This window comes from Streptomyces sp. NPDC046977 (genome assembly GCF_040644455.1).
Classification (GTDB): domain Bacteria; phylum Actinomycetota; class Actinomycetes; order Streptomycetales; family Streptomycetaceae; genus Actinacidiphila.
This window is the reverse complement of record NZ_JBEYWO010000010.1, coordinates 180,892-193,282: the sequence shown is the minus strand read 5'-3', so window position 1 is coordinate 193,282 and position 12,391 is coordinate 180,892. Positions and strand designations below refer to the sequence as shown.

At 73.1% G+C, this 12,391-nt stretch carries 12 protein-coding genes; 7 read left to right on the top strand and 5 right to left on the bottom strand.

The features are described 5' to 3' along the window. Positions 1-177: 177 nt before the first annotated feature. The 3 genes from ABZ883_RS17875 to ABZ883_RS17865 all read left to right on the top strand — a co-directional run bounded on the left by ABZ883_RS17875 (position 178) and on the right by ABZ883_RS17865 (position 4,640). Positions 178-1,023: a DegV family protein gene (locus ABZ883_RS17875; protein ID WP_360906851.1), complete on the top strand. Its 846-nt coding sequence runs from the start codon at positions 178-180 to the stop codon at positions 1,021-1,023. Between the two features lie 147 nt (positions 1,024-1,170). Further along, positions 1,171-2,160: a ComEA family DNA-binding protein gene (locus ABZ883_RS17870; protein WP_360906849.1), complete on the top strand. Its 990-nt coding sequence runs from the start codon at positions 1,171-1,173 to the stop codon at positions 2,158-2,160. Next, positions 2,157-4,640 (top strand): ComEC/Rec2 family competence protein, encoded by a 2,484-nt coding sequence (locus ABZ883_RS17865; RefSeq protein WP_360906847.1) that lies wholly within the window; start codon positions 2,157-2,159, stop codon positions 4,638-4,640. Before ABZ883_RS17870 ends, ABZ883_RS17865 begins: the two co-directional genes overlap by 4 nt. 115 nt (positions 4,641-4,755) lie before the next feature. On the opposite strand, the gene ABZ883_RS17860 is transcribed toward ABZ883_RS17865, so the two are convergent. From ABZ883_RS17860 to ABZ883_RS17850, 3 genes are all read right to left on the bottom strand, one after another. Continuing rightward, positions 4,756-6,177 carry an APC family permease gene (locus ABZ883_RS17860; RefSeq protein ID WP_360906845.1) on the bottom strand — a complete coding sequence of 474 codons (1,422 nt, stop codon included), beginning with the start codon at positions 6,175-6,177 and terminating at the stop codon, positions 4,756-4,758. Positions 6,178-6,455: 278 nt separating this feature from the next. Then, a complete protein-coding gene (locus ABZ883_RS17855; protein ID WP_360906843.1) occupies positions 6,456-6,854 on the bottom strand; it encodes a RidA family protein in 399 nt (132 codons plus the stop codon). Between the two features lie 32 nt (positions 6,855-6,886). Continuing rightward, on the bottom strand, positions 6,887-7,573 hold the full coding sequence (locus ABZ883_RS17850) for a DUF2293 domain-containing protein (RefSeq protein WP_360906841.1): 687 nt from the start codon (positions 7,571-7,573) through the stop codon (positions 6,887-6,889). A gap of 115 nt (positions 7,574-7,688) precedes the next feature. On the opposite strand from ABZ883_RS17850, the gene ABZ883_RS17845 reads away from it, so the two are divergent. Next, positions 7,689-7,958, top strand: coding sequence for a GlsB/YeaQ/YmgE family stress response membrane protein (locus tag ABZ883_RS17845; RefSeq protein WP_360906839.1), 270 nt, complete (start codon positions 7,689-7,691; stop codon positions 7,956-7,958). Positions 7,959-7,987: 29 nt separating this feature from the next. Here ABZ883_RS17845 and ABZ883_RS17840 read toward each other — a convergent pair whose 3' ends face one another. Further along, entirely contained in the window at positions 7,988-8,245 is a 258-nt protein-coding gene (locus tag ABZ883_RS17840; protein WP_360906837.1) for a hypothetical protein, read from the bottom strand. 40 nt (positions 8,246-8,285) lie between these two features. Here ABZ883_RS17840 and holA point away from each other — a divergent pair, with 40 nt between their 5' ends. Beyond that, positions 8,286-9,269, top strand: coding sequence for a DNA polymerase III subunit delta (holA, locus tag ABZ883_RS17835; RefSeq protein ID WP_360906835.1), 984 nt, complete (start codon positions 8,286-8,288; stop codon positions 9,267-9,269). Positions 9,270-9,486: 217 nt separating this feature from the next. Here holA and rpsT read toward each other — a convergent pair whose 3' ends face one another. Beyond that, positions 9,487-9,753: a 30S ribosomal protein S20 gene (rpsT, locus tag ABZ883_RS17830; RefSeq protein ID WP_360906833.1), complete on the bottom strand. Its 267-nt coding sequence runs from the start codon at positions 9,751-9,753 to the stop codon at positions 9,487-9,489. Between the two features lie 247 nt (positions 9,754-10,000). On the opposite strand from rpsT, the gene lepA reads away from it, so the two are divergent. Further along, positions 10,001-11,866 (top strand): translation elongation factor 4, encoded by a 1,866-nt coding sequence (gene lepA / locus ABZ883_RS17825; protein WP_360906831.1) that lies wholly within the window; start codon positions 10,001-10,003, stop codon positions 11,864-11,866. A gap of 213 nt (positions 11,867-12,079) precedes the next feature. Further along, positions 12,080-12,340: a hypothetical protein gene (locus tag ABZ883_RS17820; protein WP_360906829.1), complete on the top strand. Its 261-nt coding sequence runs from the start codon at positions 12,080-12,082 to the stop codon at positions 12,338-12,340. The last annotated feature ends 51 nt before the right edge of the window (positions 12,341-12,391 follow it).

Sequence of the window (12,391 nt, the reverse complement as noted above, 5' to 3'; positions counted from 1 at the left end):
GAGGGGGGCCCGGGGGCGTCCGCGTCCGCGGAGCGTCCGCCGAAGGCGCTGTGAGCGTGGTCGGGGCGTGCGGGCCGGGCCGGTGTGCCCGGTTCACGTGTACCGGGAGCCCCACTCGTGTTCACCTCAGCGGGGCCGTACTGTTGCCGGGCCTTCGGCGCGGGTAACCTCCCGCACATGTCGTCCCATGTCGCCATCGTCACCGATTCCACGGCCTACCTGCCGCAGGAGGCCCTGACCCGGCACCGGATCACCGTGGTCCCGCTGGCGGTGGTCATCGGCGACGAAGCGCTGGAAGAGGGTACCGAGGTCTCCGCCCCCGCGGTCGCCCGAGCCCTGCTGCGCCGCAAGCCCGTCACCACGTCCCGGCCCAGCCCCGAGGAGTTCGCCGCCGCCTATCGCGCGGCGGCGGAGGCCGGGGCCACCGAGATCGTCTCCCTGCACCTGTCCGCCGAGTTCTCCGGGACGTACGACGCCGCACGGCTGGCGGCGGGGAGCGCGCCGGTGCCGGTGCGGGTGGTGGACACCGCGATGGTCGCCATGGCCCTCGGCTTCCCCGTGCTCAGCGCGGCCGAGGCAGCGGAGGCGGGCGGCAGCGGCGACGAGATCGTCGCCGCGGCGGAGAAGCGCGCGTCGGACACGTCCGCGTACTTCTACGTCGACACCCTGGACTACCTGCGGCGCGGCGGCCGCATCGGGGCCGCCCAGGCACTGCTGGGCTCGGCGCTCGCGGTGAAGCCGCTGCTGCAGCTCGACGAGGGCCGGATCCAGCTGATGGAGAAGGTGCGGACGGCGTCCAAGGCGCTGCTGCGCCTGGAGGAGATCGTGGTCGAACGCGCCGGCTCCCGGCCCGTCGACATCGCCGTGCACCATCTCGCCGCCGCCGACCGCGCCTCCGGCCTCGCGGACCGCCTGCGCAGCCGGGTCCCCGAACTGCGCACCCTCGTCCTCAGCGAGGTCGGCGCGGTGATTGGCGCCCACACGGGGCCCGGGCTGCTGGGGGCGGTGGTCTCACCCCTGTGAGGTGGGGCGGGGGACAGGCGGCTCCCGGCTCCGCGGGGTGTGGGTGCGCAACCCCTGCGGGTGACGGAGTTATCCACAACGGCGGGGTTGTCCACAGGAATTGAGCAAGATCATCTCGTCGGCCGGGCGGGGCCTACCGTCGCGGACATGGGACCGATCACCGCAACCAGCCGCCGTCACCGGCACCTTCACACCACCTCCGTCCGCGACCGCGCCGCGGCACTCTTCGACCCGCCGCCCGTTCGCCCGCCCGCCGTGCTGAACGGGCCGGTGTCGCGCGGTGGTTCCGCCGGCGCCGGCGCGGGCGCCGATGTGGATGTCGATGTGGGCGCGGACGGGGGCGGGGAGTCACGGGTGCCCGATGCCGTTCGGGGAGGCGCCGCGCCGCCGCGCGGGGCAGCCGCCCGGCACGGACCGCGGAGCGGGTTGGAGCCGCCGGGGCCCGCGGGTCGGCGCGGTACGGCCTGGCGGCCCGCCCTGACCGAGCGCCTGCCCACGTGGTTCGCGCTGCGGTGCGGGATGGAGCCGAGGACTGCGCTCGCGCTCGCCGTCGTGCTGGTCCTCGCGCTCGGTTTCGCGGCGCACCACTTCTGGACGGGGAGGCCGCGCACCGTCGCGGTGCCCCCGGCCGTCTCCACGCTCCCCCCGGCTGTGCCCGCCCCCGCGTCCGCGAACTCGCGCACACCGCGCCCGGAGCCGGGCCCGCAGGCGGTCCTGGTCGTCGATGTGGCCGGCAAGGTACGGCGCCCGGGCCTGCGGCGGCTGCCGACCGGGGCACGGGTCGCCGACGCGCTGCGGGCCGCCGGGGGAGCGCTGCCCGGAGCCGACACCAGCGCCCTGAATCTCGCCCGCAGGCTGGCCGACGGCGAGCAGATCGTCGTCGGCCGGGCCGCCGCGCCCGGCATGGCCGCCCTCGCGGCACCGGGCGCCGCGCCCGCCACGCCTGCCGCCGTGAGCCTGAACGGTGCCACCGCCGATCAGCTGGACACCCTCCCCGGCGTCGGCCCGGTCCTGGCACGGCACATCCTCGAATACCGCGCGCAGCACGGCGGTTTCACCTCCGTCGACCAGCTCCGGGACGTCACCGGCATCGGCGACCGCCGCTTCGCCGACCTCAAACCGCTGGTGACGCCGTGAGCACCCGCCGCCCCGCGGTGCACGCGGAAGCGGCCTCGCCCCGGGGCGCGTCCCACCCACGTCAAGAGGGGCCCGCGGACCTGCGGTTGGTACTGCCGGCCCTGGCCGCGTGGCTCGCCGCGGGCGTCGCACTCGTCGCCCCCGGGGCAGCGGTGGCCGGGCTCTGTGCCGCCGGGGCCCTCGTGGGGGTGGGCCTGCTCCTGGTGCCCCGGCTCCTGCGGCGGAGCCTGCCGGTGACCGTCCTCACGGCGGTGGCGGCCGCGCTGCTCTGCGCCAGCGCCTCCGCCGCGGTGGCGGCCCTGCACGCCGCCGACCTCCACCGGGGCCCACTGCCGGGCCTCGCCGCCCAACATGCACACGCCCGCGTCGAGATCACCCTCACCGCGGACCCCCGCACGATCCGGCCCCATGTGCGCGGCGCGGCCCGGGCGCCCGCCGCCGCGCTGCTCGAAGCCGAGGCGGTGCGTGTCACCGCGCGCGGCACGACGACCGCCGTGCGCACGCCCATGCTGCTCGTGGCCCGGCAACCGATCGCCCCCTGGCTGACCTTGCTCCCCTCGACGCGGCTCGTCGTCGAAGGCCGGCTGGCCCCGCCGGCCCACCCGGGCGACCGTGTCGCGGCGGTGCTGTCCGTGCGCGGCCCGCCGCGCGCCGTCGGGCAGCCGTCGGCCGTGCAGCGCTTCGCCGGCGGACTGCGCGCGGGCCTGCGCACGGCCTCCGAGCATCTGGCACCGGACGCCCGTGCCCTGCTGCCCGGTCTCGTGGTGGGAGACACCACGCGCATCGGCCCTGAGCTCCACGACGCCTTCGAGGCGACCGACCTGACCCATCTCACCGCCGTCAGCGGGTCGAACCTCTCCCTCGTCCTGGTCCTGCTCATCGGGCCACCCGGCATCGCGCTGCGCGCCGAACGCCGGGGCCTGGCCCCGCGACTGGCGCTCCCGCTGCACACCACCGCCGTGCTCGGCGGCCTGCTCACCCTCGCGTTCGTCGTGGTGTGCCGTCCCGACCCCAGCGTGCTGCGCGCGGCGGCCTGCGGCCTGATCACCCTGCTGGCCATCGGCACCGGGCGCCGCCGCTCACTCCTGCCGGCCCTGTGCGCGGCCGTCCTGCTGCTGTTGCTCCACGACCCCTGGCTGGCCCGCTCGTACGGCTTCGCCCTCTCCGTGCTGGCCACCGGAGCCCTGCTGACCCTCGCCCCGCGGTGGAGCCAGGCCCTGTGCCGCCGACGGGTCCCGCCCCGCCTCGCCGAGGTCCTCGCCGCGTCCGCCGCCGCCCAGGCCGTCTGCGCCCCGCTGGTCGCGGTGCTCGCCGCCCACGTCAGCCTCGTCGCGGTTCCGTGCAACCTGCTGGCCGAACTCGCCGTCGGTCCCGCCACCGTGCTCGGTTTCGCCGCGCTCGCCACCGCGCCGCTGCTCATGCCCGCCGCCAAGGCCCTCGCCTGGCTCGCCGGTCTGCCCACCGGATGGATCGCCGCCGTCGCCCGGCACGGCGCCGCCCTCCCCGGCGCCACCGTGGACTGGCCGGGCACATGGACGGGCGCCTTGCTGCTCGCGGCGGTGGTGGCGACCGTCGTCGCCGCGGGCCGCCGTCTGCTGCGCCGGCCCTGGCTGTGCGCGGCGGCGGTGCTGCTGGTCGCGCTGACCGTCGTCCGGCCCGTCCCGCTGCCCCGGGCCGTGACGGGGTGGCCGCCGCCCGACTGGCGCATGGTCGCGTGCGACGTCGGTCAGGGTGACGCCCTGGTGCTCTCGGCGGGCGGGCAGGGCACCGCGGTGGTCGTCGACACCGGACCCGAACCCCGGCTGGTCGACCGCTGCCTGCGGTCGCTGCGCATCCGGGCCGTCCCGCTCCTCGTCCTGACGCACTTCCACGCGGACCACGTCGACGGCCTCCCCGGCGTCCTGCGCGGACGGGCCGTCGGCGCCATCGAGACGACCACCCTGGACCAACCCGCCGACCAGGCGGCCTTCGTCCGCGCCCGGGCGGCCGCTGCCCACGTACCCGTGATCCGTGCCGTCGCGGGCGAGCACCGCCGCCTCGGCCCGCTCGACTGGCGCGTCCTGTGGCCTCCGGCCGCGCCCACCGCCCTCCCCGTCGGCGACGACGCCAATCCGAACGACGCCAGCGTGACCCTCCTTGTGCGCATCGCCGGGCTTACTGTGCTCCTCCTCGGCGACCTCGAACCCGAAGCCCAGCGGGCACTGCTGACCGCCGTGCCCGACCTGGGCCGCATCGACGTGCTGAAAGTCGCCCACCACGGCTCGGCCTACCAGGACCCCGCCCTGCTCGCGCGGCTCCGCCCCCGGCTCGCCCTCATCAGCTGCGGCAGGGACAACCCCTACGGCCACCCCTCACCGCGCACGATCAGTGCCCTTCGCGCCCAGGGCACCACCGTGCTGCGTACCGACACCGACGGCCCCCTCGCCGTCCTCGGCGACACCGCCCGTCTCCGCGCCGTCCCCATGGGGCATTCCCCGTGACGCCGGGCCGCGCTGGCCTCGGCAGCGCCAACAGCCCTGCCCAAGCGGTGCAGTCGGGACCTTGCGCCCGGGCACCCGGCCCGGATCGGGCGCCGGACGGTGATGCGCGGCGCTCTCAGCGCCCGTCGAGGCCCAGTTCCTCCTCCGGTACGGAGATCACCCAGCGAGTGCTCTGCCGCGGCCGGAGATAGAACCACCAGTAGGCGAGGGAGGCCACCACGATCACACCGGTGATCACCAGATCCTGCGCGGTCTGCTGCGCCAGGACGTAGGCCAGCACCGCCACCAGCAGCACCGGCACCGCCGGCCACAGCGGCATGCGCCACGCCGACCGCTGCTTGTGGCTGCCCCTGCGCGACCCGAGCGCCGCGAGCGCGACCACGATGTACATCGCGGCGACCGCGACACCCGTCACCCCGCTCAGGGTGTCCACGGGCACGAAGCACAGCACGGCCCCCGGCACACCCACGGCCAGCGTGGCGATCCACGGCGCCCCGAAGCGCTTGCTGAGCGTCCCGAACGCCTTGTTGACCGCCGTCGGCCAGGCGCGGTCGCGCGCCGAGGCGTACAGCACACGGGAGTTCTGGATCACCATCACGATGCCCGCGTTGATGATCGCCAGCGCGATGCACAGGCTGATGAAGGTGCCTACCGCCGAGTTGCTCCAGCCCCGTACCAGGGCCGACAGGTCGCCCGCCGTCAGGGAGTTCATGTCGGGGGCGCCCAGCGTGATGGCGATCGTCGGGACGATGACCACCAGCGCGCCGATGCCGAGCGTCCACAGCACGGTGCGTGAGACGGTGCGGCGCGGGTTCTCCATCTCCTCCGACAGGTACACGGCCGTGCTGAACCCCTGGAGCACGAACAGCGCGATCGCCAGGCCCGCGACGATCGTCCCGGCCGTGACCGCGGTGCTCAGCCCGTGCGCGCCCTGGGTCACCGGGTGGACCAGCACCGAGGCGGGCCGGGCGCTGTGCGAGAAGCCCAGGAACGCCACCATGCCCGCCGCCACCACTTCCAGCACGAGGAAGATGCCGGTGATCCAGGCATTGGCCCGCAGGTCCAGCAGGCCCATCACAGTCGCCAGCAGCATGACCGCCGCTCCCGCGACCTTGGGGTCGATCTGCGCGAGCGGCGCCAGGTACTCACCGGTCCCCAGCGCGATGATCGGCGGCACGATCATGACCACGATCAGGGACAGCACGAACACGATCCATCCGGCCAGCCGGCCGATCAGCGTGCCGACCATCGCGTACTCGCCGCCCGCACTGGGGATCAGCGTGCCGAGCTCGGAGTAGCAGAAGGCCACCGCGACGCAGAGCACGGCCGCGATCACGATGGTCAGCGCGGTCCCCGTCCCCAGGTCCGCGAAGAGCGGCGGCACGATGACGAACAACGACGACGCGGGCGTCAGGCACGAGAGCGTCAGCAGCGTTCCGCCGACGACGCCGATCGACCGCTTCAGCGCCGCGGGCGCCTCGATGGGCGGGGCCAGGGGCGAGTGCGGGGCCGCCGGCGGGTGAAGCGTGTCGGTCATGCGCGCATCCGATCAGGTCGGGCTGAAGGGGGCTGCAGCCTCCGGCCGAGGAACCGAGGAACCGAGGAAACACAGAACGGAATGTCGATTTCCGTTCCGAGGATGAAACCCCGGCCGTTAAGCCCCCGTCAAGAGTCTCCGGACAACGAAATCCGTAGCGCGAACCCCTTGTGTGCAACGCAAAACCACTGCGATGTGGGTGTTTGGATGCGTTAATCGGCACTGGAAGTGCCAAGTCGTCACGCCCCGCCTTCCGTTGGCCCACACCGCGCTCGGCCTCATGGCACCACTGCCGTCGCCGTGATCTCCACCAACTGCCCCGCGTAACCGAGGCAGGCGACGCCGACCAGCGTGGAGGTGTGCGGTCCTTCGGCGAGGCCGCCGGCGCGGACGACGTCCCAGACGCGGCCGAGGTCGCCGGGCTCGTGGGCGACCACGTACACCGTGGTGGCGACGACGTGGGGGAGCGCGCTGCCCACCGCGCGCAGCGCCTCCTCGAGGTTCCTCAGGACCTGGTGCGTCTGCGCGACGGGATCACCAGGACCGACGAGACGGCCCTCCGCGTCGAGCGGCACGGAGCCGGCCATGAAGGCGAGACGGGCGCCGGCCTCGACGACCGCGGCGTGGGCGTAGTCGGGCGGCGGGAAGAGGGACGGGACGGTCGTGCGATCTGCCATCCCCGCAGCCTGCGGGGCCCACCGGGGCCGTGTCACACGGTTTTCGGCGCGCGCCAGGCCGCGAGGACGCCGTCCACCTCCACCGCGATCCGCTGCCGGGCCTCCCAGCGGGGGACGCCGGAGGCCAGCAGGGCGTCGTAGGCGGTGTCCCCGTGGCGTACGGACGCCCGGACGGCAGCGGTGACGGCGCCCTCGTCCAGCGCCCGCCCCGCGGCGGTGCGGCCCACACGGCCGCTGCCCCGCACAGCGGCATGCGCGGCGATGGCAGCGGCACGCGCCGGCGGGCAGGACGGGAACAGCCGCAGCACCTCCGCCGTGAGGACGTCCGTGACACGGACGTCCTCGGCCTCGCGGCGCCGCGCGTCGCGGGCCCGGCGGGCGGCCCGCGCCGCGGCGTCCGCGAGGCACTGCCGCTCGGCCAGCGCCAGGGCGTCGGCGTCGACGAACAGCCCTTGCCGCTCCCAGCGGTTGCGGCGCCGGTTGAGCCGGATGACGACCGCCGAGACCGGGGCGGCCGCCCGGGCCCGCCGGGTCAGCGCCGTGTCACCGCGGGGGAGGAAGACCAGGTGGCCGAGATCGGCGCACGGCAGGCACAGCGGCCGGCCCGCCTCCAGGACGTGGAACGGCACCGGCCCCTGCCGGCACGCCGAACACCGGCGCCGTCTGAGGGGTTTGACGACCAGGATCTCGATGGTGCCGCCGCGTCGCGCCGTGTCCACCGCACCAGTGTGCGCAGCCGGGGCCGGTCCGAGAAGTGCAACCGCCGTGTCACGGGATGTCCATGGGTGCGTATCGGCAGGCATGAGGGCCCGGCTGACGTGGCAGGTTGACCCCATGACCATCATCGGCTGGATCGTGCTCGGCCTGCTGGCAGGCGCAATTGCGAAGATACTGCTGCCCGGCAGGGACCCGGGCGGCCTGATAGGAACCACGCTCATTGGGATCGCGGGCGCCGTCGTCGGCGGCTGGATCTCGGCGAAGTTCCTGCACCACCCCATCACCAAGGACTTCTACGACCTGCCCACCTGGGGGGCCGCGATCGGCGGCGCCCTGGTGCTGCTGATCGTCTACCGCATCCTGTTCGGCGACTCCCGCGCCCGCTGAGCGGGAGCCGCCGCGCACCGCTTGGGGGACTAGTCCTCTTCCTCTTCCTCCTCCAGCCAGCCCTCGAACTCCTCCGCCAGCGCGTTGAGCGCGGCGGGATCGAGTTCGCCGTCCTCGTCGTCGACGACGACGAGCCACTGGGCGTCCTCGGCGTCGTCCTCACCTGCGAGGGCGTCGCGGACGATCTGGGGTCGGGCGGGAAGGTCGAAGCGCTCGGAGGCTTCGTCTGCGGCGTCCTCCGCGGAGTCGCGGTCGGGCAGCACGAGAACATGTCTGACGTCATTCACCGGGACATTGTGTCGGACCCGCGTGGGATGCTGGACGGCGATGCCCAGGAACAGTACGACAGACAGTCCGCTCGCCCCCGTCACGGTCGCGGTGGGGCAGGAGGACCTGCTTCTCGACCGCGCGGTGCGGGAGGTCGTGCTCGCCGCGCGGGCGGCCGACGCCGACACCGATGTGCGCGATCTCACGCCCGACGCGCTGCAGCCGGGCACCCTCGCGGAGTTGACCAGCCCGTCGCTGTTCGCGGAGCGCAAGGTCGTGGTCGTCCGCAACGCGCAGGACCTGTCGGCGGACAGCATCAAGGACGTGAAGGCCTACATGGGGGCCCCCGTCGAGGAGATCACCCTCGTGCTGCTGCACGCGGGCGGGGCCAAGGGCAAAGGCCTGCTGGACGCCGCCCGCAAGGCGGGGGCGCGCGAGGTGGCGTGCCCGAAGATGACCAAGCCGGCCGACCGGCTGGCCTTCGTGCGCGGCGAGTTCCGCACGCTCGGCCGGTCGGCTACCCCGGAGGCCTGCCAGGCACTCGTGGACGCCCTGGGCAGCGATCTGCGCGAGCTGGCGAGCGCCTGCTCCCAGCTCGCCGCCGACGTGGAGGGCGCCATCGACGTGGCCGTCGTCGCCCGCTACTACACCGGCCGCGCGGAGGCCACCGGCTTCGAGGTCGCGGACCTGGCGGTCACCGGACGCACGGCGGAGGCCCTGGAACGGCTGCGCTGGGCCATCGCGGTCGGTCAGCCGCTGCCCGGCATCACCTTCGCGCTGGCGTCCGGCGTACGGGCCATCGGCAAGCTCGCCTCCGCGCCGCGCGGCGCCCGCCCGGCGGATCTCGCCCGGGAGCTCGGCATGCCGCCGTGGAAGATCGACCGGGTGCGCCAGCAGATGCGCGGCTGGTCCGGTGACGGGGTCTCCGCGGCGCTGCGCGCGGTCGCCGAGGCCGACGCCGCGGTCAAGGGCGGCGGCGCCGACCCGGCCTACGCCCTGGAGAAGGCCGTCGTCTCCATCGCACGCGCCTCCCGCACCCGCTGATCCGCCCACCGCGCCTCCCCCTCACGCCGAAGGGCCCCGTACCGGGGAGGTACGGGGCCCTTCGTGGACCGCACCCGCGTGGCGAACGCAGGCCGCGTGCGGCCGGAAAACCATGGGTGCCGGTGGTGGAGCGGGTGAGAGGGACCGCTGTGCCCGTCACCGGCGGGGTGCTGCTGGGTGCTGCTGTCTACCGCTGGGTACTGCTGACGAGAAAGGCTCAGGCCTGGAGCGCGGCGACCTTGACGGCCAGCGCGGACTTCTTGTTGGCGGCCTGGTTCTTGTGGATGACGCCCTTGCTCACGGCCTTGTCGAGCTTCTTGCCGGCGAGACGCGCGGCCTCGGCGGCCTTCTCGACGTCACCGGCGGCCACGGCCTCACGGGTGCGGCGGATGGCGGTCTTGAGCTCGGACTTGACGGCCTTGTTGCGCAGGCGCGCCTTCTCGTTGGTCTTGTTGCGCTTGATCTGGGACTTGATGTTCGCCACGAAAGAGCCTTCTCAGGTGTGATCTGATGGGGTTCACGCCTCGGGTAGAGGGCACGAAGCGCGACTGCCCAGGTTAGCAGTCGCCCACTGCGCCGCCCAAACCGGCGCTCCCGGGCCCGGTCCCGGCGCCGCGCTCGGGCCCTTCCGGGCCGCCCGGCACGGTCCCGGGCCCCGCGCATGGGACTATGGGAGTCATACGTATCGATCCGACCAGAGGCGACAGGCGCCTCAAGAGACAGGACCCTGCGTGCCCGCGACCCCTTCGAACGTGCCGGAGCCGAGCCGTACCGACCCGGCGCTGATCCGCAATTTCTGCATCATCGCGCACATCGACCACGGCAAGTCCACGCTTGCCGACCGGATGCTCCAGCTCACCGGTGTGGTGGATCAGCGGCAGATGCGCGCCCAATACCTCGACCGCATGGACATCGAGCGCGAGCGCGGCATCACGATCAAGTCCCAGGCCGTCCGTCTGCCCTGGGCGCCCACCGCGGGCGCCGGTGAGGGGAAGACCCACATCCTGAACATGATCGACACCCCGGGGCACGTGGACTTCACCTACGAGGTCTCCCGGTCGCTCGCGGCCTGTGAGGGCACGGTCCTGCTGGTCGACGCGGCCCAGGGCATCGAGGCGCAGACGCTGGCCAACCTCTACCTGGCGATGGAGAACGACCTCACCATCGTCCCGGTGCTGAACAAGATCGACCTGCCGGCCGCGCAGCCCGAGAAGTTCTCCGAGGAGCTGGCCAACCTCATCGGCTGCGACCCCTCCGACGTGCTGAGGGTCTCGGCCAAGACCGGTCTCGGCGTCGAGGCGCTGCTGGACCGTGTCGTGGAGACCGTCCCCGCGCCGGTCGGTGTCGCCGACGCGCCCGCCCGCGCGATGATCTTCGACTCGGTCTACGACTCCTACCGCGGTGTCGTCACCTATGTCCGGGTCGTCGACGGTCAGCTCAGCAAGCGCGAGCGCATCAAGATGATGTCGACCGGCGCGACCCACGAGCTGCTGGAGATCGGTACCAACTCGCCCGAGATGCTGCCGGCCGACGGCCTCGGTGTCGGCGAGGTGGGCTATCTGATCACGGGTGTGAAGGACGTCCGCCAGTCCAAGGTGGGTGACACGATCACCCAGCAGACCAAGGGTGCCACCGAGGCCCTGGGGGGCTACAAGGACCCCAAGCCCATGGTGTTCTCGGGTCTGTACCCGCTGGACGGCTCGGACTACCCGGAGCTGCGCGACGCGCTCGACAAGCTCCAGCTCAACGACGCCGCCCTGGTCTACGAGCCGGAAACCTCCGCGGCCCTCGGCTTCGGTTTCCGCGTCGGCTTCCTCGGCCTGCTGCACCTGGACGTGATCCGCGAGCGGCTGGAGCGCGAGTTCGGCCTCGACCTGATCGCGACCGCCCCCAACGTGGTCTACCGCGTGGTCATGGAGGACGGCGCGGAGCACATCGTCACGAACCCCAGCGAGTTCCCCGAGGGCAAGATCTCCGAGGTGTACGAGCCGGTGGTGCGGGCCACGATCCTGGCGCCCACCGAGTTCATCGGCGCGATCATGGAGTTGTGCCAGACCCGGCGCGGCACGCTGCTGGGCATGGACTACCTCTCCGAGGACCGGGTGGAGATCCGCTACACCCTGCCGCTCGCCGAGATCGTCTTCGACTTCTTCGACCAGTTGAAGTCCAAGACCCGCGGGTACGCCTCCCTGGACTACGAGCCCACCGGCGAGCAGACCTCCAGCCTGGTCAAGGTCGACATCCTGCTGCACGGCGACAAGGTGGACGCCTTCTCGGCGATCACGCACAAGGACGCGGCGTACGCGTACGGGGTGCGGCTCGTCGCCAAGCTGCGTGAACTCATCCCGCGGCAGGCCTTCGAGGTGCCCATCCAGGCGGCCATCGGCTCCCGGGTCATCGCCCGCGAGACCATCCGCGCCATTCGCAAGGACGTCCTCGCCAAGTGCTACGGCGGTGACATCTCGCGTAAGCGGAAGCTGCTGGAGAAGCAGAAGGAGGGCAAGAAGCGGATGAAGATGGTCGGTTCCGTGGAGGTGCCGCAGGAGGCCTTCATCGCGGTGCTGTCGAGCGACGACACGGCGGCCAAGAAGAAGTAGCCGCAGGCGGGGGGCGGATCGGGCGGTCCGCCGCCCGACTCGCCGCACACGAGGGGCGTTTGTCCGATGACCGGGCAGGCGCCCTTTCGTATGAGCGGTTCGGCATTCGGGTGATTGGTGAAAAAGCCTGTCATGTGCGGTTTCCGGGGGTGTTCGCGGGCGTTACCCATGGCGACGGCGGCGAAAGTCGTCGCCGTGGAAGGGGAATGTGTCGTGAAGTACTCGAAGGCCGCGGCCGTCGTCGCAGGTTCCGTGATCGCGCTGGGCGCCGCCGGTGCCGCCGCGTCCCCCGCCTTCGCCGGTGACGGCTCCCTCCCGCTCGGGAAGGGCCCGATGAAGCTCCTGGACGCCAAGGACGAGGTCGCCAAGACCGGCCTGAAGGCGGTCACCGGGAAGACGGGCGAACTGCTGGGCGGGGTCGGCAAGTCGGGCGGCACCACCGGCATGATCGGCGGCCTGCCCATCGGCGGCTGACCGTCCCTGTGCTCCGCGGTGTCGCCGGAGGGTGGCCGGCGTGACGGCGGG

Bases quoted from the DNA above. Each gene is read 5' to 3' on its own strand.
- ABZ883_RS17870 (WP_360906849.1), top strand. From the start codon at position 1,171: ATGGGACCGATCACCGCAACCAGCCGCCGTCACCGGCACCTTCACACC.
- ABZ883_RS17860 (WP_360906845.1), bottom strand. From the start codon at position 6,177: ATGACCGACACGCTTCACCCGCCGGCGGCCCCGCACTCGCCCCTGGCC.
- ABZ883_RS17875 (WP_360906851.1), top strand. From the start codon at position 178: ATGTCGTCCCATGTCGCCATCGTCACCGATTCCACGGCCTACCTGCCG.
- ABZ883_RS17845 (WP_360906839.1), top strand. From the start codon at position 7,689: ATGACCATCATCGGCTGGATCGTGCTCGGCCTGCTGGCAGGCGCAATT.
- holA (WP_360906835.1), top strand. From the start codon at position 8,286: ATGCCCAGGAACAGTACGACAGACAGTCCGCTCGCCCCCGTCACGGTC.
- ABZ883_RS17855 (WP_360906843.1), bottom strand. From the start codon at position 6,854: ATGGCAGATCGCACGACCGTCCCGTCCCTCTTCCCGCCGCCCGACTAC.